Here is a 15,687-nt window from a genome sequence, read left to right as displayed (position 1 = left end):
GCAAACCGCGGCAGGCCATTCCTCACGGAACAGGTCGAGAATAACTGATCGCGCTATTACAAGGGTGGGCAAAGGCGTCGCAGCGCCGTGCCCACCATCTTTCCGCGATTGCATTCGAATGGGTGGGGCACGCTTCGCTTTGCCCACCCTACGGCACACTTTCTTACTTCGCCAATTCCTTCGACCGCTTCGTCGCCGCCGCGATGGCGCGGATCATCAGATCGCGCAGGCCGGGCTCGCCCATCAGCACGCCGAGTGCCGCGGCCGTGGTACCGCCGGGCGAGGTGACGTTCTGGCGCAGCGTGCCGGAGGCAAGCTCCGACTGGTGGAGAAGTTCACCCGAGCCGGCGACGGTTTCGCGCGCGAGTTTTGTCGCGAGCGCCTCGGGCAATCCCGCCTCGACACCGGCGCGCGCGAGTTCCTCGGCCAGCAAAAACACATAGGCCGGACCCGAGCCGGACACCGCAGTGACCGCGTCCATCAGGCTCTCATCGTCGACCCATGCGACCGAGCCGGTGGCGCGTAGCAGCGCATCGGCCACCGCGCGTTGCTGTGCGCTGACATTGTTCGCGGCGACAGCCACCGTGATGCCGCGACCGATCGCGGCCGGCGTGTTCGGCATCGCGCGCACCACCGCGCCGCCGCAGACCTCCTCGAGCGAGGCGATCGTGGTTCCCGCCATGATCGACACCACCGCGGTCTTGTCGGAGACGAATGGCTTCAGCTTGGCGCCGGCCTCGCGGAACATTTGCGGCTTCACCGCGACGACGAGCGTCTCGACCTGGCCTGCCGTCGTCACATCAGGATTGAGCGCAATCCCCTTGGCGGCAAGTGCGGTGATCTCGGCCGAGATGTGCGGATCGATCACCGCGACGCGGCGCGGATCGAGCCCGCCCGAAAGCCATCCGGTCAGCATCGCGCCGCCCATCTTGCCGGCACCGGCGAGCAGGATGGTGCCGGTGATGTTCTCGAGAGTGTTGTTGCTCGTCATAGCCGTTGCCACAAACTCAGTGTCGTCCCGGCGAAGGCCGGGACCCATAACCACAACTGGTTTTAATGGATGGAGGTGTTGGCAACAAGCAGCGTGCCACAAGCGAAATCACGCGGTATGGGTCCCGGCCTTCGCCGGGACGACGGCGAGCAGGGAGCGACGCCTTCCTCACGCGCTGGAGAGCTGAGTGCGCTTACGCCTCGCCCACCGTGTCGAACATGGCCGCGTCCATGGCTTCCGTCGTGGACTTGCCTGCCCACACCACGAACTGGAACGCCGGGAAATAGCGTTCGCAGGCGTGGATGGCGCCTGCGAGCATGGCTTCGCACTGGCCGGTGGAGGCGATGAGCCCGCCCGGCAGCACCAGGGCCTGCCGGTGCATGATCATGCCGGTGGTGGTCCACAGGTCGAAGTGCCCGACCCACAATTGCTCGTTGACCGCGGCCACGAGCCGCTGGACCTCCGGTCGCCGCGCAACCGGGATCTTCATGTCGAACGCGCAGGCCAGATGCAGCGCCTCGATCTCGCCCATCCAGGTGAAGGAGATCTGGTAGTCGGTCCATTGTCCCTTGGAGACAATCGTGAGTTCGTCTTCGCCGGAGCGTTCGAACGGCCAGTTGTTGCTGGCAGCGATATCCTCGACCACCGCGAGCGGATGGTTTTTGGAATCGATGGTGCCTTCGAGCAGGGACATGCCGTCTCGACCTCTTGCCTTTTTGTTGTCTTTGATACGCACGCGGTTGGTCCGGCGCGCGCTCCCTTAAATCTTGCTAAGGCGATCCATTCGGATCAGCGCGGGCTTGTCGCGGATCAACTGATGTGATTTGCGGAATCTGCGCAACTGGCTGCCGAGTCCGTCCACAAGTCAGGACTCGTTCGTCCACAGCTCATCTCCGCCACAATTATTAACGGGAAGAACAAATCGGAATCGGATTCGATGGCCCGCCAATCGCTAATTCCGTCGCGTGCCCCCTGGACCGCCATGGCGGCATGGGACCATGCGGTTTTCCCATGCGGAACCCGCTTGCCGCGGCCCCGAACCGGCGTCATATTTGCAGTCAGGCCGTTCATCCCGGGCGGCCGATGTTCTCAGGGCGGGGTGAAAGTCCCCACCGGCGGTAAGGGCCGTAAGGCCTAAGCCCGCGAGCGCCTTCCTCAAAGCCTTGCTGAGGGGAAGGGTCAGCAGATTCGGTGCAACTCCGAAGCCGACGGTTAAAGTCCGGATGAAAGAGAACGGTCGGTGGCAGACGCATCGCAGGATGCGGCTGTTTGTCGTTCCGTGTGCCCTGATTCTGGTCCTTAACTGAGGAAAGCCATGAATCAGATGTTGCAAGATCCCCAAGCCGAAACGTCCCAACCAACTCAAACGCCACCGCCGGTTCCGCAAGATCCGGTGCCCGACCATCCGCGCTTCGCGAAACCGCAGCGGGTGGCCTTCGTGCAGGCATGCTGGCACCGCGACGTGGTCGAGGAGGCCCGCATCGCCTTCGCGAAGGAGGCAGAAGCGCGCCACCTCAATCATGTCGACGTGTTCGAGGTGCCGGGCTCGTTCGAGATCCCGCTGCATGCGCAGATCCTGGCCAAGACACGACGCTACACCGCGATCGTCGCGGCCGGCCTCGTCGTCGACGGCGGCATCTACCGCCATGAGTTCGTCGCCGATACCGTGATCAAGGCGTTGATGGACGTGCAGCTGCGCACCGAGGTGCCCGTGTTCTCCGCGGTGCTGACGCCGCAGCAATTCCACGAGACCGAGGTGCACTACGATTTCTTCCGCAAGCATTTTGCCATCAAGGGCGTCGAAGTGGCAGCCGCCTGCGCGGAGACACTGCTCGGGCTCGAACGCCTGCGCGGCCAGGTCGCCGCGGGAATCGTGTAACGCAGCGCAACGACCATCCCTCATCCCGAGGGGCGCGAAACGCGTCTCGAAGGATGAGGGCGATCGCCGCCGTCATCACCCCAGTGACACCCCCGCTTTGGCGCGGCTGATCCCAAGCGTCAGGATGCGCTGCAGGAGAGCCGGATATTTCAGTCCGTCATGTAGAGCGGCCGTGGCGAACTCCTGGCTCTTGGCGATCTCGGGATTGGGATTGGCTTCGATGAAATATGGCGTGCCGTCGGCAGTGAGACGAAAATCGATGCGCGCATAGCCGTCGAGGCCGAGCACCCGGTAGATGCGTTTCGCGGCCCGCTGGATCCTGGCGGTCACTTCCGGCGCCAGATCCTTCGCAGGCCCGTCGACGATGCCGACCTTCTCCTGATAGTCGGTGTCGTGCTTGGCCTTCTCCGTGGCGATATGCCGTGACGAGCGGCCGCCCATGCTGCCGAATTTCAGCTCCCAGACCGGCAGAACGCGCAAGCGATTGTTGCCGAGCACGCCGACGTAAAGCTCTCGCCCCTCGATGAACTGCTCGGCAATGGCGGCGGATTCGACCCGCTCATGGATGAAGGCAACCCGCTCCGCCAGCTTCTCATCGGTGTCGACGATGGATGCTTGCGAGATGCCGAACGAGCCATCCATGTTCAGGCTCTTGACGATCAGCGGCAGCGCAAGGCGTGTCGGGCGTTTCACCTTGCGGCGCATCGGGAAGACCGCAAAGGCCGGCGCGGCGATCCGGCGGTGATGCACCAGCGTCTTGGACAAATCCTTGCCGCGGGCGAGGGTCAGGCCGCGCGGATTGCACCCGGTATAAGGGACCTTCATCAGCTCGAGATAGCTCGCGATGTGCTGGTCGAAGGCGACGTTGTTGTGGAATTCCTCCAGCAGCGTGAACACCACGTGCGGCTTGAATTCCTCGATAGCTTCGCGCACCGGCTTGATTTCCTCCTGCGCGCCGAGTGGGCGAACCTCATGGCCCGCCGCGCGCAAGGTACTCACCACGTCGTATTCCGTTTTCCACGCGTTGATTTCCTGCGCGGTGTGCCCGTCGCTGGAGTCCGGCGGCACGAAGTCCGGATGCATGAGCACCAGAATGCGTAGACGTCTCATAGCGCGATCCATTTTCGTCGAGACGGGCCAAACATCGTGTGCATCGTCTTGGCGGTCACGAGGACGATGAAGTCGAGAACAAGCTTCTGTTCAGGGCCGACGGCACGCAGATCGAGCTCGCGACAACGAGAGATCATCTCGTCAAGCACGGCATCGAGCGTAAGCTGATTCTCGCCGGTCCATCGCGAGACCAATTGCCTGATCTGGGAGCGGTGGCGCCTGATCAGGGCTGAAGCCGGCTTTGAGCGGTGGTGCCTTGGATCGGCTGAAAACAGCCGGGAGAGATCGCGGTCGTAGGTCTTGGGGGGCGTGAAGGCGTAGAACGCCTGCTTCTTCTTGTAGTGCTCTTCGAGCGTCTGGCTGAGCCGACCCAGCGTATCGACACGCTCCCGCGTCGTGATCGGCGGCCGCTTTCCCGCGATCTCGCCCATCAGCTCGTCGACATATTCAAGCTTCTTCAGTGCCGGCCAGCCCGCATATCGCGTTCGCCAGTTCGAGCGCGGCCGCAGCCACACCGCAAAGGTCTCGGCGAAATCCTCGTCCGGATGGCTCTGCGCGTACCACAGCCGCAGATGCTGGACGTAACGCCGGCTGGCCGGATTGGGCCGGTAATAGCGCGGATAATGTTTCGACGACGGGCCGAACAGTTGCTGCCAGCGCCGGCGGCGCTGCAACTGGTAGCCGTGCTGGATCGCATGGCCCGCTTCGTGACGAAGGATGGCCATGCATTCGCGCCAGGTTCCGCCCTCGACGTCGAACATCATCTTCTTCTCGAGCTTCATCAGGCGGGGATGAGCGAGATAGAACGGAATGGCGATGCCGGGAACGCCGCCCGGACTGAACCATTCGCTCGACATCCAGGTGTGCGGCCGCAGCCGGATGCCGCGCTCCTCGAGTTCCTCGTAGAGCGTTCTGACGCAGTCCTCGAGCCAGGTGCCTTCGACCGTAACCCTCAGGCTGGAGAGGCGTTGCTTGAGCAACTCATCATCCGACAGCTTCTCCCAGGCAAATTTCCGGCGTGGCATCGGGCATCCAGAGGGCAGAGATGACTCGGGATTCGGATGATGTCATGGGCGCTCGTTGGCAACAACCCGGGGGGCGGCGGCGCGTGAGGCCGTAGGGGGCAAAGCGACTTGTCCGCCGGAGCTCGACGAGCGAAGGCGGAAGCGTGCTCACCGTCTTCATGGCCACAAAAAAGGTGGGCACGGCGCGTTGCGCATTTGCCCACCCTACGATTTTCCGCAAGCGGCCAGAGGCGAAAACCTCAGTCAAACAGGCTCGACACCGACTCTTCCGCCGCGGTGCGCGCGATCGCGTCGGAGATCAGGCTGGCGATCGGCAGCGTGCGGATGTTCGGGGCCTTGCTCACCGCATCCGTCGGCAGGATCGAGTCGGTGATCACCAGCTCCTTCAGCCTGGAGTTCGTGATCCGGGCCGCCGCGCCGCCGGAGAGCACGCCGTGGGTGATGTAGGCGTAGACGTCCTTGGCGCCCTTGGCGATCAGCGCGTCAGCGGCGTTCACCAGCGTGCCGCCGGAGTCCACGATGTCGTCGATCAAGATACAAGTGTAGCCGGCGACGTCGCCGATCACGTTCATGACCTCGGATTCACCCGCCCTCTCGCGGCGCTTGTCGACGATCGCGAGCGGGGTGTTGATGCGCTTGGCGAGGCCGCGTGCGCGCGCCACGCCGCCGACGTCGGGCGAGATCACCATTGTCCTGGAGAGGTCGAACTTGTCCTTGATGTCGCGCACCATCAGCGGCGCCGCGTAGAGGTTGTCGGTCGGGATGTCGAAGAAGCCCTGGATCTGGCCGGCATGCAGGTCGAGCGTCATGACGCGGTCGACGCCAGCCTGGGTGATCAAATTGGCGACGAGTTTTGCCGAGATCGGCGTGCGCGAACCCGATTTGCGGTCCTGCCGGGCGTAGCCGAAATAGGGCAACACCGCGGTGATGCGGCGCGCCGAGGAGCGGCGCAGTGCGTCGGTGATGATCAGCAATTCCATCAGATGGTCGTTCGCCGGAAACGAGGTCGACTGGATGACGAAGGCATCCGAGCCGCGCACGTTCTCCTGGATCTCGACGAAGATCTCCATGTCGGCGAAGCGCCGTACCACCGCCTTGGTCAGCGGCAGGTCGAGACCTTGCGCGATGGCCTGAGCGAGAGCCGGATTGGAGTTGCCGGCGACGAGCTTGATGGAGCCGTTCTTGGCCGACATGGACGCTTCCTCCCGCGCTTTGCTGGACACGATGTTCAACATCAAACAATACCCACTGGAAGCACGGTTACGACGGGCGAGGAAATATCAGGCCGGGGGCTGCAATGGCAACCCGGGGCACTACGTTTTCCCTGCGAAATCCCGAGTCCGGCCAACGGTTTGGCCGGAAAATGGGGCCGTGGTTTCGCGGGGGTTAGCGCTCGGCATAGCCCAGCGCCGAGGCCGGCATGTCGGCCAATGGAGCCTCCGGGATCACGCTCGCCACGGCCGGCCCGCGCAAGCCGGGAGCCGAGTTCGGCGCATCCGGCGTGCCGTTGATCATGTTGGAAAGTCCGCTGAATCCGGCCTGGGCGATCTTCCGCAGCACGAGGTCGTCGGCCGCGCCCCAAGGATCCCGGCCGCCCTTGGCCGCGGTCGGTTCCTCGCCTGAAAGGCGCAGCGCCCGCTGCTGGTTGGCGTCGTAGACGTCCCAGACCCAGGCGATCACGGTCTTGCCACGAACGATCTGGGCGGAGAGGTAGCTGCGCACGCGGTAGGCAGCCGTCCCCTCGCGGGAGACCACGGACAGGCTGCGCAGCTTGGATTCGCTGTCGAGCACGCCGACCATGCGGTCGAACACTTGCGGCGGCGGCCCATCGATCGATTCGAACGCGACTGTCGCCCCCGAGCCGGCGCTCGGCGCCATCGCATAGGAGTTCGCGGCACCACCGCCACCGGCACAGCCGCCAAGCGCGGCCGCCGCCGTCAGCAGCATGATCGCCAGCACGCGCGAACCCGCGCGGCGCAAGATGAATGACGCGTCCCTCATTATGGAGGGCAGCGATATCGTTAAAACGCATTAACGTCTAGGGCGGGAGCGCCACAGGCCACCATCATCGCGCGCAGGCATCGCCCCGGAATGACACGGGGTTGCCTTTGTGTTCACGCTTCGAGCGCGATCGCGTGAACGTGGCGGCCGTAATCCGGCTCCTTGCGATGTACCGAGCGGCGGTAGCTGAAGAAGCGTTCGTCGGCGTAGGTGTCCAGACCAAGATCGTCGATCATCAGGATGCCCGCAGCCTCCAGACGCTTGCGGATGAAGCCGGCGAGGTCGAACATCGCGTGGCTCTCTCGCACCGACGGGATGAAGAACACGGCGTTGTCCGCATCCGCCTCGATGAAGCGCGCCACGAACTCGTTGCCGACTTCATAACTGTCCTGGCGGATCAGCGGGCCGATCGCGGCGATGATGCGGCTCCGCGAGGCGCCGAGTTTTTCCATCGCCGAAATGGTCTGCTCCAGCACGCCGGTGAGCGCGCCCTTCCAGCCGGCATGCGCGCCGCCGATCACGCCCGCATTGGGATCGACGAACAGCACCGGTCCGCAATCGGCGGTGGAGACGCCGAGCGCGATGCCGGGCACCTTCGTCACCAGCGCATCGCCCTTCGCGCGCGGCCCGCTCGGCCACGGAGCGTCGGCCACGAGCACGTCGGGCGAATGGATCTGGTGCAGGCTGAGAAAGCGTTCGGGTGCGACGCCGACGTGCTCGGCCATGCGGCGGCGGTTCTCCGCGACAAGGGCCTGATCGTCGTTGGAGCCGAGCCCGCCGTTCAGCGCGGAATAGATGCCGCCCGAGACGCCGCCCTCGCGGGTGAAGAAGGCGTGGCGCAGGCCGGGCACCGCGGACAGCAGCGAGGAGGCAAGCGTCATGAATCGTCTCCGGCGCGTTCGAGATCGCTGAGTCCCGCAAGGCCCGTCAGCCGCGGCTCGGAGATGCCGAGCACCTTGAACATCGAACCCATGCCGCTGCGCCCGGTTTCGGTCAGGCGCTTGAGCGCGATCGAAATGTCGGTGGCGACGTCAGGTGCCGCCTTCTGCATCAAGGCGGCTGCACGGGTCTCGATGCCGACGCGTTTGAGGAAATCGCCCTGCGTCACCGGCCCGTGCACGCGGGCGCCCACGTCCTCCGCCCCGCGCGCGAGCGCCTGGAAGTCGACATGGGCTGTGACGTCGGCCTGGCCCGGCGCCTTCAGGGGATCGGTGAAGGTGTGGCGCGCGATCGCCTGGAAGGTGTCGCCGGCATCGCTGCGCAGATGACCGTAGTCGATGATCAGCGCCGCGCCGTCCTGGTCGCGCACGCGGCTGGCGAGCTTCATGATCTCGGCATCGGGCCGCCATTCGAACACGGCCCCGACGGGCGCGGCGCGCACCAGAGGCGGCAGCAGCACCTCGAAGCGTGGCGTCGGCTCGGCCGCCGCGCCGAATTGAAGTTTTCCGTTGGCGTCGACCTCGATCACGCGCTCGTGCCAGCCGTTCTCGTGACGGACCATCTGGTGGATCGGCAGCACGTCGAAATATTCGTTGGCGAGGATGATGCTCGGCCCCTCAGGCACGTCGTCGATGCTGTCGTGCCAGGCGATGTTGCGCACGGCCGACAGCGTCGCACTCTGCCGCTCGCGCAGGACCGGATTGACCTCGACCATGTGAATGTGGAGTGCCTGATAGAGCGGCGGCAGCACGCGGAGCGCACGCAGCGCATCCGCCATCATGGTGCCGCGGCCGGGACCGAGCTCGATCAGCCGCAGGAATTGCGGTGACCCCATCTGCTTCCACACCGAGGCGGTCCACAGGCCCAGGAGCTCGCCGAACATCTGGCTGACCTCCGGCGCAGTGGTGAAGTCGCCTTCTCGTCCCAATGGATCGCGCGAGACGTAGTAGCCGTAGCGCGGATGCATCAGGCACAGTTCCATGTACCGCCAGACCGGCATGGGGCCTGAGGATTTGATCAGCGCCTTGATCTCGTCGAGTAACGGCTGGTCGGTCACGGCCTATCTTCTCAATAGGAATTAACGAATAGCCCCTGCGGGCCTCGGCGCATCGCGCCTCACTGCCAATACAATAAGTATGAGGCCTACAATAAGCATCGGGATCGACAACAGCATGCCCATGGTTAATCCGCCCCAGAGGAAGCCGAGCTGGACATCCGGTTCGCGGAAATGCTCGCCGGCGATCCGGCTCAAACCATAGATCAGGATGAAGGCGCCGAGGATCATGCCCGGCCGCTTCAGGGCACCGAAGCGGATCATGACCGCGAGCACTGTGAACAGCAAAATGCCCTCCATGCCGGCCTCGTAGAGCTGGCTCGGATGGCGCGGCAGCTGGGCGGGATCGTTGGGGAAGATCATCGCCCAGGGCAGCTCCGGGTCGGCGGCGCGGCCCCACAATTCGCCATTGATGAAATTGGCGATGCGGCCGAGCAGCAGCCCGACCGGGGCGACGGCGGTGGTGATGTCGCCGAGCGACAGGATCGAGATGCGGTTGCGATAGGCGAACCACATCACCGCGACGACGCAGCCGAGGAAGCCGCCGTGGAAGGACATGCCGCCTTCCCACAGCCTGAAAATCGCGGCGGGATGGTCGATGAAGAAGGGCAGGTTGTAGAACAGCACATAACCGGTGCGGCCGCCGAGGATGATGCCGAGCGTGACCCACAGAATGAAGTCGTCGATCTGCACCAGCGACATCGGCGCCGGGCCGCCCCACAGCCGCTCCCTTTTCAGGAGCGAGCGCGCATAGAGCCAGCCGAACACGATGCCGCAGATATAGGCCAGGGCATACCAGCGGATCGCGAACGGGCCGATCTCGATCGCGATCGGCTTGAAGGCGGGAAAGTCGATGAGAAGAAGTTGCATCGCGCCTTCTATGTCTGGACGAGATTGCGGCGATAGAGCGCCAGCAGACGCTCCCAATGCCGCTCGGCGGCGTCGCGGTGATAGACCGGACGCTTGGGGAAGGCGAAGCCGTGATGGGTGCCGGGATAGATCTCGACTTCGGCTTTGGCGCCGCTCATGCCCTGCTTCACCTTCTCGATGATCTCGGCGGGCGCGTAGATGTCGGTCTCGGCGCAGGCGAAGTAGAGTTCGGCCTTGGTCTTGGCTGCCGCCAGATGCGGGCTGTCGTCCTGGTCGGTTGCGAGCTGCGTGCCGTAGACCGAAGCGGCGGCCTTGACGCGATCGGGGAAATGCGTGGCGGCGTTGACGGCGTAGCGGCCGCTCATGCAGTAGCCGACTGTACCGATCAGCTTGGTGTTCGCGGCCGCCTGGCCCTCGGCATAGGTGAGCAACGCCCGGGTGTCGTCCATGATCATGGGGATCGTGAGCGATCCCATCAGCGCGAACATGCGCTTGCGCTCCGGCGCGTTCGGATCGGCCGGCAGCGCGCCGAGCTCCATCACGCCGGAGCGGTAATAGAGGTTCGGCAGCATCACGTAATAGCCCGACGTCGCGAGCCGGCGCGCCATGTCGCGCAGCTCTTCGCGGATCGCCGGCGCGTCCATGTAGAACAGGATGACCGGAAACGGCCCGCCGCGTTCGGGATGGCTGATGAAGGTTGCGGTGTGACCGTCCTTGGTGGGGATCGCGATCTGCTGGTCGATCATCTCGAGCGCCTTTTGTGATTCTTCTTATGCAGGGACGTTGAATACGATTGCAAGGAAACCGGGGCATGACAAGGATACCGCCGATCGGCCATTGAACCGGCCCAAACGGATTGCCATTGTCTTCCCGCGCGTTCGCGCAGAGTTCATCGAAAGCCGCCAGGAGACCGACATGACCCAGACCAACAACCGGTTTTTCGACGAGATCGGCCGCCTGATGAACGATGCCGCCGGCGCCGCGCAGGGCGTCAAGCGCGAGTTCGACACGGTGATGCGCACCCAGGCCGAAAAATTCCTGCGCGATATGGACCTGGTCAAGCGCGAGGAGTTCGAGGCGGTCAAGGATATGGCGCGCTTGGCGCGCGAGGAGAACGAGGCCCTGAAGGCGCGCATCGCGGCGCTGGAGGCCAAGCTCGGCGGGTAACTCCGCCGGCTCCGTCCGGGCGATCCGGTTCCTTCCGGCCGCCCATTCTCCTTGTTATTTCCGCGTCTTCCGGGTAAAAGCCCGCCACGTCCGCAGCCCCCGCACCCCTGGAGGCTTGCTGCGGCGTATGCCATGGGCCGCGTTGCGGCCCATTAACTTTTGCAAAAACAAGGACTTAACGTTATGGCGACCGTCAAGGAATTGAAGGCGACCGCACGTCCGAAGAGCGGCAAGGGGGCCGCCCGGGCTGAGCGTCGCGCCGGGAGAGTGCCCGGAGTGATCTACGGCAACAACCAGCCCCCGCTGACCATCTCGGTTGACGATCGCGAACTGCGCTCGCGCATCCTCGCCGGCCGGTTCCTGACCACGCTGGTCGACATCGACCTCGAAGGCAACAAGCACCGCGTGATTCCGCGCGACTACCACCTCGATCCGGTCAAGGATTTCCCGATCCACGTCGACTTCATGCGGCTCGGCGAAGGCGCCACCATCCGCATCAGCGTTCCCTTGCACGTGGTGAAGGCTGAAGGTTCGCCCGGCGTGAAGCGCGGCGGCGCCGTGAACATCGTTGCGCACGCGATCGAGCTCGAGTGCGGCGTGGAGAACATCCCGCAGTTCATCGAGGCTGACGTCGGTTCGCTCGAAATCGGCCACTCGCTGCATCTCTCTGACATCAAGCTGCCGGCAGGCGTAAAGGCGCTGACCGCCGAGGACGCGACCCTCGTCACCATCGTGCCGCCGTCCGGCTACGCCGAAGAGCTGAAGGCCGCGGCTGCTGCTCCGGCTGCAGGTGCTGCTGCTCCGGCGGCTGGTACTGCCGCTCCTGCTGCGGGTGCTGCTCCGGCAGCGGCTGCCAAGGCCCCGGCTGCCAAGGCTCCCGCCGGCGGCGACAAGAAGAAGTAATCTCTCAAAGCTGGCGCGCGGTCCCTGATCGCGCGCCGAGCGAGGGGCGCGCCGCGTCATGCGACTGTTTGTTGGGCTCGGCAATCCCGGCCCGAAATTCGCACGTAACCGGCACAATGTCGGCTTCATGGCCGTCGACGAGATCGCGCGGCGTCATGGTTTCGCACCCTGGCGCCGCAGGTTTCAGGGCGAGACCTCGGAAGGCACGCTCGGCACCGAGCGCGTGATCCTGCTCAAGCCGATGACCTACATGAATGATTCCGGCCGCAGCGTTCAGGAAGCGGCAAGCTTCTTCAAGATCGCGCCGGGCGACGTCACCGTATTCCATGACGAACTCGAACTGCCGCCGGGCAAGGTGCGGGTGAAGATCGGCGGCGGCATCGCCGGCCACAACGGCCTGCGCTCGATCTCCGCCCATATCGGCAACGAGTACCGCCGGGTGCGGCTCGGCATCGGTCATCCCGGCGTCAAGGAATTGGTGCACGGCCATGTGCTGTCGGACTTCGCCAAAGCGGACAACGACTGGGTGGCGACGCTCTGCGACGCGGTGGCCGAGCACGTGGCATTGGTTGCCAAAGGCACGGACGCGACCTTCGCCAACAGGGTGCACCTCGCCATGCAGGCGAAGGGATTTTTGACCAAGGACGACAACGGCAAGGAATAACGCTCGTGGGATTTAAATGCGGGATCGTCGGGTTGCCCAATGTCGGCAAGTCGACCTTGTTCAACGCGCTGACCGAGACGGCCGCGGCGCAGGCCGCGAACTATCCGTTCTGCACGATCGAGCCGAATGTCGGCGAGGTCGCGGTGCCGGATCCGCGGCTCGATAAGCTCGCAGCGATCGCCAAGTCGGGCCAGATCATCCCGACCCGGCTGACCTTCGTTGACATCGCCGGCCTCGTGCGCGGCGCGTCCAAGGGTGAAGGCCTCGGCAACCAGTTCCTCGCCAACATCCGTGAGGTCGACGCCATCGCGCATGTCGTGCGCTGCTTCGAGGACTCCGACATTACCCATGTCGAAGGCAAGATCGCCCCGCTCGCCGATATCGAGACCATCGAGACCGAGCTGATGCTCGCCGATCTCGACAGCCTCGAGAAGCGCGTCGACAATTTGTCCAAGAAGGCCAAGGGCAACGACAAGGACGCCAAGGAGCAGCTCGACCTCGTCAATCGCACGCTGGTGCTGCTGCGCGAAGGCAAGCCCGCGCGCCTCGTCGAGCGCAAGGCGGAGGAGGAGCGCGCCTTCGGGATGCTCGGCCTGCTGTCGTCCAAGCCCGTGCTCTACGTCTGCAACGTCGAGGAAGGCTCGGCCGCATCAGGCAATTCGTTCTCGAAGGCGGTGCAGGACCAGGCTGCCAAGGAAGGCGCCATTGCGGTCGTCATCTCGGCAAAAATCGAATCCGAGATCGCCACCATTTCGCGCGACGAACGCGCCGACTTCCTGGAGACGCTGGGTCTCGAAGAGGCCGGCCTCGATCGCCTGATCCGCGCCGGCTACACGCTGCTCGACCTCATCACCTATTTCACGGTGGGCCCGAAGGAAGCGCGCGCCTGGACCATCTATCGCGGCACCAAGGCGCCGGGCGCGGCCGGCGTGATCCACACCGACTTCGAGAAGGGTTTTATCCGCGCCGAGACCATCGCGTATGAGGACTACGTCGCGCTGAACGGCGAAGCCGGCGCCCGCGATGCCGGCAAGCTCCGCCTCGAAGGCAAGGAATACGTCGTCGCCGACGGCGACGTGATGCATTTCAGGTTCAACACGTAAGACGCTGGAGTTCGTGCCCCGGAAGCGCCCTACCGCACCCCGCCGCCTTGATCCCTGATCGCGCCAAGATGCTCGTTGATGCGGAAGATGATCAGGATCAGCTCGGCGAGAATGCGCGAGAACACGATTCCGACGACGACGCTCGCGATCGACGACAGCAGCATCAGGAAGCCGCCGAACGGGCTGATCGCCATCATTGCGAGGCCGGAGAAGATGCCGGAGAGGCCGAACAGGCAGATCAGCGCGATCACCAGCCAGTAGAAGGTCTTGATGATCGTCGGCGTGATAAAGCGGTCCCATTGAAACAGGTCGCTGAATGAAAACATTGCTCTCCCCAGGGCAATTCAGGTGTTGTCGGGCCTTGCAAATGGATCGTGGCCCCTGCTCGATCCGACTCAAGACCGACGCCGGCGCGCCGAATGTAGCACGAGCCATGCGGGCCGGCGGGTTGAGATTGCCGCAAAGTGCGGCCACAATCTGTCGTTCCCTCAAACCTTTCCCAAGATGACCCTGACCTTCGAAGATTTCCCGCCCGGCCGGTTCGGAACATTCGGCCCGCGCCATGTCACGCGCGACGAGATCGTGGCCTTTGCCGCCGAGTTCGATCCGCAGCCGATGCACCTCGACGAGGACGCCGCCAGCAAAAGCATGCTGAGCGGCCTGTCCGGCTCGGGCTGGCATCTCTGTTCGCTGATGATGCGGATGATGGCCGACGGTTTCATCACCCGCGCCGCTTCGCTGGGATCTCCCGGCGTCGACGAAGTGCGGTGGCTGTCGCCGCTCAGACCCGGCGACGATCTCATGCTCGAAGTCGACGTCGTGGAGGCCCGCACCTCGAAGAGCCGCCCGGAGCTCGGCATCGTCAAATTCAAATGCACCGTGCGCAACGCCGGGGGTGATGCGCTGTGCGAGATGACGTCGCCGATCCTGATCAAGCGGCGCGAAGGGGCGGTCTGATGCCGTTTTTCGAGGAGATCGAGATTGGGCATCGCCGTGAGATCGGCGCCTATACGTTCACGGCCGAGTCGATCAAGACATTCGCCGCAAAGTTCGATCCGCAGCGTTTTCACCTCGACGAGGAGGAGGGCAAGAACTCCTTGTTTGGCGGGCTCGCGGCCTCGGGCTGGCACGTCGGGTCGGCCTGCATGAGCCTGCTTGTCGCCGACGGCCAGCGCCTGGCGCGGGAAGCCGCTTCGCGCGGCGAGGAGGTCGCGGTGTGGGGCCCGTCGCCGGGCTTTCGCGACCTGCGCTGGATCAGGCCAGTGCTCGCCGGCGACATCGTCACCTACGTCAACGTCGTCATCGACAAGCGCAGCTCCGCCTCGCGACCCGGTTGGGGCATCCTGACCGCGCGCACCACCGGCACCAACCAGCGCGGCGAGGACGTCTACGCCATCACCGCAACCGCCTTCGTGCCGATGCGTGTGAACGGCGGTTAGATTCGTTCCAGGATGAACGGCGAAAACAGCGCGCGAGTGTTGCCCCCGCGCTATGGACGCGATTCCGGGTGGCTGCCATAAGCCTGCGCAACATGGTTTTCCCGCGAAGCAATGCGCGGAACCATCGAGTTGCTAACCAATTATGAACCTGTCGCTGTCTATTTGAACGAACTGGGCAGAGTACAGGGGACGAGGACCATGGCAGACCGCGGCGCACTCAAGCTGGTCGGATTCATCTTTGCTACCGCGACGCTGGCCGTGATGCTGGTGGCCGGCATGGTGGTGAAGGGCTATGCCGACGGCGCCTACACCCTGGAAGCTTCGACCGTGGAAGCCGCCCGGTAAGATTTCGTTAACTCCGCGGCCTCCGCCTCAGCGGCTATAGACGAACGCCAATATCGCGATCGCAACCGCCAGCAATCCGACAAAACGCAGCATGATCGTGCCGAACTGGTTCGGCGCGGGTCGCAGCGGTATCGGGTCGGTGGTGTCGGGCCGAATGCTTTCCATGAAATGTCCCCAGGCCCGGCCGCGATGGCAAG

At 64.4% G+C, this 15,687-nt stretch carries 20 protein-coding genes and 1 riboswitch; of the genes, 8 read left to right on the top strand and 12 right to left on the bottom strand.

Features of this window, described 5'->3' with window-relative positions; translation table 11 throughout:
* Positions 1–163: 163 nt before the first annotated feature.
* The gene (proC, locus tag AC0L3B_RS09650) at positions 164–991 is read right to left on the bottom strand and encodes a pyrroline-5-carboxylate reductase (protein ID WP_473380328.1); all 828 of its coding nucleotides are present in this window, start codon (positions 989–991) and stop codon (positions 164–166) included.
* Between the two features lie 193 nt (positions 992–1,184).
* Complete coding sequence (locus AC0L3B_RS09645) at positions 1,185–1,685, bottom strand: type III secretion system chaperone family protein (protein ID WP_018453509.1); 501 nt, start codon at positions 1,683–1,685, stop codon at positions 1,185–1,187.
* Between the two features lie 387 nt (positions 1,686–2,072).
* A riboswitch (FMN riboswitch) is annotated at positions 2,073–2,230 on the top strand.
* 76 nt (positions 2,231–2,306) lie between these two features.
* On the opposite strand from AC0L3B_RS09645, the gene AC0L3B_RS09640 reads away from it, so the two are divergent.
* Entirely contained in the window at positions 2,307–2,870 is a 564-nt protein-coding gene (locus tag AC0L3B_RS09640) for a 6,7-dimethyl-8-ribityllumazine synthase (protein ID WP_026232546.1), read from the top strand.
* Between the two features lie 75 nt (positions 2,871–2,945).
* Here the strand turns inward: AC0L3B_RS09640 and AC0L3B_RS09635 are convergent, their stop codons facing one another.
* From AC0L3B_RS09635 to AC0L3B_RS09600, 8 genes are all read right to left on the bottom strand, one after another.
* The gene (locus tag AC0L3B_RS09635; RefSeq protein ID WP_085383806.1) at positions 2,946–3,980 is read right to left on the bottom strand and encodes a D-alanine--D-alanine ligase family protein; all 1,035 of its coding nucleotides are present in this window, start codon (positions 3,978–3,980) and stop codon (positions 2,946–2,948) included.
* Positions 3,977–5,005 (bottom strand): putative zinc-binding metallopeptidase, encoded by a 1,029-nt coding sequence (locus AC0L3B_RS09630; RefSeq protein ID WP_085350066.1) that lies wholly within the window; start codon positions 5,003–5,005, stop codon positions 3,977–3,979. The genes AC0L3B_RS09635 and AC0L3B_RS09630 overlap by 4 nt, the downstream gene beginning before the upstream one ends.
* Positions 5,006–5,244: 239 nt before the next feature.
* Positions 5,245–6,198 carry a ribose-phosphate pyrophosphokinase gene (locus AC0L3B_RS09625; protein ID WP_007614838.1) on the bottom strand — a complete coding sequence of 318 codons (954 nt, stop codon included), beginning with the start codon at positions 6,196–6,198 and terminating at the stop codon, positions 5,245–5,247.
* Between the two features lie 193 nt (positions 6,199–6,391).
* Complete coding sequence (locus AC0L3B_RS09620) at positions 6,392–7,006, bottom strand: hypothetical protein (RefSeq protein WP_247489244.1); 615 nt, start codon at positions 7,004–7,006, stop codon at positions 6,392–6,394.
* Between the two features lie 113 nt (positions 7,007–7,119).
* The gene (gene pgeF / locus AC0L3B_RS09615; protein WP_473380327.1) at positions 7,120–7,887 is read right to left on the bottom strand and encodes a peptidoglycan editing factor PgeF; all 768 of its coding nucleotides are present in this window, start codon (positions 7,885–7,887) and stop codon (positions 7,120–7,122) included.
* The gene (locus AC0L3B_RS09610; RefSeq protein ID WP_473380326.1) at positions 7,884–9,002 is read right to left on the bottom strand and encodes a class I SAM-dependent methyltransferase; all 1,119 of its coding nucleotides are present in this window, start codon (positions 9,000–9,002) and stop codon (positions 7,884–7,886) included. Before AC0L3B_RS09610 ends, pgeF begins: the two co-directional genes overlap by 4 nt.
* Before the next feature lie 21 nt (positions 9,003–9,023).
* Positions 9,024–9,869 (bottom strand): prolipoprotein diacylglyceryl transferase, encoded by an 846-nt coding sequence (lgt, locus tag AC0L3B_RS09605; RefSeq protein ID WP_247489247.1) that lies wholly within the window; start codon positions 9,867–9,869, stop codon positions 9,024–9,026.
* 8 nt (positions 9,870–9,877) lie between these two features.
* Positions 9,878–10,615, bottom strand: coding sequence for a dienelactone hydrolase family protein (locus tag AC0L3B_RS09600; protein ID WP_085350060.1), 738 nt, complete (start codon positions 10,613–10,615; stop codon positions 9,878–9,880).
* A gap of 169 nt (positions 10,616–10,784) precedes the next feature.
* Between AC0L3B_RS09600 and AC0L3B_RS09595 the strand changes: the two genes are divergently transcribed.
* From AC0L3B_RS09595 to ychF, 4 genes are all read left to right on the top strand, one after another.
* Positions 10,785–11,036 carry an accessory factor UbiK family protein gene (locus tag AC0L3B_RS09595; protein WP_007596812.1) on the top strand — a complete coding sequence of 84 codons (252 nt, stop codon included), beginning with the start codon at positions 10,785–10,787 and terminating at the stop codon, positions 11,034–11,036.
* A 183-nt stretch (positions 11,037–11,219) separates the two neighbouring features.
* Positions 11,220–11,939 carry a 50S ribosomal protein L25/general stress protein Ctc gene (locus tag AC0L3B_RS09590; RefSeq protein WP_085358102.1) on the top strand — a complete coding sequence of 240 codons (720 nt, stop codon included), beginning with the start codon at positions 11,220–11,222 and terminating at the stop codon, positions 11,937–11,939.
* Between the two features lie 58 nt (positions 11,940–11,997).
* Complete coding sequence (pth, locus tag AC0L3B_RS09585) at positions 11,998–12,603, top strand: aminoacyl-tRNA hydrolase (RefSeq protein WP_085358104.1); 606 nt, start codon at positions 11,998–12,000, stop codon at positions 12,601–12,603.
* A gap of 5 nt (positions 12,604–12,608) precedes the next feature.
* Positions 12,609–13,706, top strand: coding sequence for a redox-regulated ATPase YchF (ychF, locus tag AC0L3B_RS09580; protein WP_026232547.1), 1,098 nt, complete (start codon positions 12,609–12,611; stop codon positions 13,704–13,706).
* Positions 13,707–13,735: 29 nt separating this feature from the next.
* Here the strand turns inward: ychF and AC0L3B_RS09575 are convergent, their stop codons facing one another.
* The gene (locus AC0L3B_RS09575) at positions 13,736–14,032 is read right to left on the bottom strand and encodes a DUF4282 domain-containing protein (RefSeq protein ID WP_018453524.1); all 297 of its coding nucleotides are present in this window, start codon (positions 14,030–14,032) and stop codon (positions 13,736–13,738) included.
* Between the two features lie 178 nt (positions 14,033–14,210).
* Here AC0L3B_RS09575 and AC0L3B_RS09570 point away from each other — a divergent pair, with 178 nt between their 5' ends.
* The 3 genes from AC0L3B_RS09570 to AC0L3B_RS09560 all read left to right on the top strand — a co-directional run bounded on the left by AC0L3B_RS09570 (position 14,211) and on the right by AC0L3B_RS09560 (position 15,490).
* Positions 14,211–14,663, top strand: a complete 453-nt coding sequence (locus AC0L3B_RS09570; RefSeq protein WP_473380325.1) for a MaoC family dehydratase — start codon at positions 14,211–14,213, stop codon at positions 14,661–14,663.
* A complete protein-coding gene (locus AC0L3B_RS09565; RefSeq protein ID WP_018453526.1) occupies positions 14,663–15,145 on the top strand; it encodes a MaoC family dehydratase in 483 nt (160 codons plus the stop codon). Before AC0L3B_RS09570 ends, AC0L3B_RS09565 begins: the two co-directional genes overlap by 1 nt.
* A gap of 198 nt (positions 15,146–15,343) precedes the next feature.
* On the top strand, positions 15,344–15,490 hold the full coding sequence (locus tag AC0L3B_RS09560; RefSeq protein ID WP_007596790.1) for a hypothetical protein: 147 nt from the start codon (positions 15,344–15,346) through the stop codon (positions 15,488–15,490).
* A gap of 27 nt (positions 15,491–15,517) precedes the next feature.
* Here AC0L3B_RS09560 and AC0L3B_RS09555 read toward each other — a convergent pair whose 3' ends face one another.
* On the bottom strand, positions 15,518–15,655 hold the full coding sequence (locus tag AC0L3B_RS09555) for a hypothetical protein (RefSeq protein ID WP_007614812.1): 138 nt from the start codon (positions 15,653–15,655) through the stop codon (positions 15,518–15,520).
* Between the last annotated feature and the right edge of the window lie 32 nt (positions 15,656–15,687).

The sequence above is a fragment of the Bradyrhizobium sp. Kon56 genome (assembly GCF_055807635.1).
The sequence above is the reverse complement of the archived record's forward strand: the minus strand, read 5'-3'. Positions and strand labels throughout refer to the sequence as shown.

Excerpts from the sequence above, each read along its gene's own strand:
- proC (WP_473380328.1), bottom strand. The coding sequence starts at position 991 with ATGACGAGCAACAACACTCTCGAGAACATCACCGGCACCATCCTGCTC.
- AC0L3B_RS09645 (WP_018453509.1), bottom strand. The coding sequence starts at position 1,685 with ATGTCCCTGCTCGAAGGCACCATCGATTCCAAAAACCATCCGCTCGCG.
- AC0L3B_RS09640 (WP_026232546.1), top strand. The coding sequence starts at position 2,307 with ATGAATCAGATGTTGCAAGATCCCCAAGCCGAAACGTCCCAACCAACT.
- AC0L3B_RS09635 (WP_085383806.1), bottom strand. The coding sequence starts at position 3,980 with ATGAGACGTCTACGCATTCTGGTGCTCATGCATCCGGACTTCGTGCCG.
- AC0L3B_RS09630 (WP_085350066.1), bottom strand. The coding sequence starts at position 5,005 with ATGCCACGCCGGAAATTTGCCTGGGAGAAGCTGTCGGATGATGAGTTG.
- AC0L3B_RS09625 (WP_007614838.1), bottom strand. The coding sequence starts at position 6,198 with ATGTCGGCCAAGAACGGCTCCATCAAGCTCGTCGCCGGCAACTCCAAT.
- AC0L3B_RS09620 (WP_247489244.1), bottom strand. The coding sequence starts at position 7,006 with ATGAGGGACGCGTCATTCATCTTGCGCCGCGCGGGTTCGCGCGTGCTG.
- pgeF (WP_473380327.1), bottom strand. The coding sequence starts at position 7,887 with ATGACGCTTGCCTCCTCGCTGCTGTCCGCGGTGCCCGGCCTGCGCCAC.
- lgt (WP_247489247.1), bottom strand. The coding sequence starts at position 9,869 with ATGCAACTTCTTCTCATCGACTTTCCCGCCTTCAAGCCGATCGCGATC.
- AC0L3B_RS09600 (WP_085350060.1), bottom strand. The coding sequence starts at position 10,615 with ATGATCGACCAGCAGATCGCGATCCCCACCAAGGACGGTCACACCGCA.
- AC0L3B_RS09595 (WP_007596812.1), top strand. The coding sequence starts at position 10,785 with ATGACCCAGACCAACAACCGGTTTTTCGACGAGATCGGCCGCCTGATG.
- AC0L3B_RS09590 (WP_085358102.1), top strand. The coding sequence starts at position 11,220 with ATGGCGACCGTCAAGGAATTGAAGGCGACCGCACGTCCGAAGAGCGGC.
- pth (WP_085358104.1), top strand. The coding sequence starts at position 11,998 with ATGCGACTGTTTGTTGGGCTCGGCAATCCCGGCCCGAAATTCGCACGT.
- AC0L3B_RS09575 (WP_018453524.1), bottom strand. The coding sequence starts at position 14,032 with ATGTTTTCATTCAGCGACCTGTTTCAATGGGACCGCTTTATCACGCCG.
- AC0L3B_RS09570 (WP_473380325.1), top strand. The coding sequence starts at position 14,211 with ATGACCCTGACCTTCGAAGATTTCCCGCCCGGCCGGTTCGGAACATTC.
- AC0L3B_RS09565 (WP_018453526.1), top strand. The coding sequence starts at position 14,663 with ATGCCGTTTTTCGAGGAGATCGAGATTGGGCATCGCCGTGAGATCGGC.
- AC0L3B_RS09560 (WP_007596790.1), top strand. The coding sequence starts at position 15,344 with ATGGCAGACCGCGGCGCACTCAAGCTGGTCGGATTCATCTTTGCTACC.
- AC0L3B_RS09555 (WP_007614812.1), bottom strand. The coding sequence starts at position 15,655 with ATGGAAAGCATTCGGCCCGACACCACCGACCCGATACCGCTGCGACCC.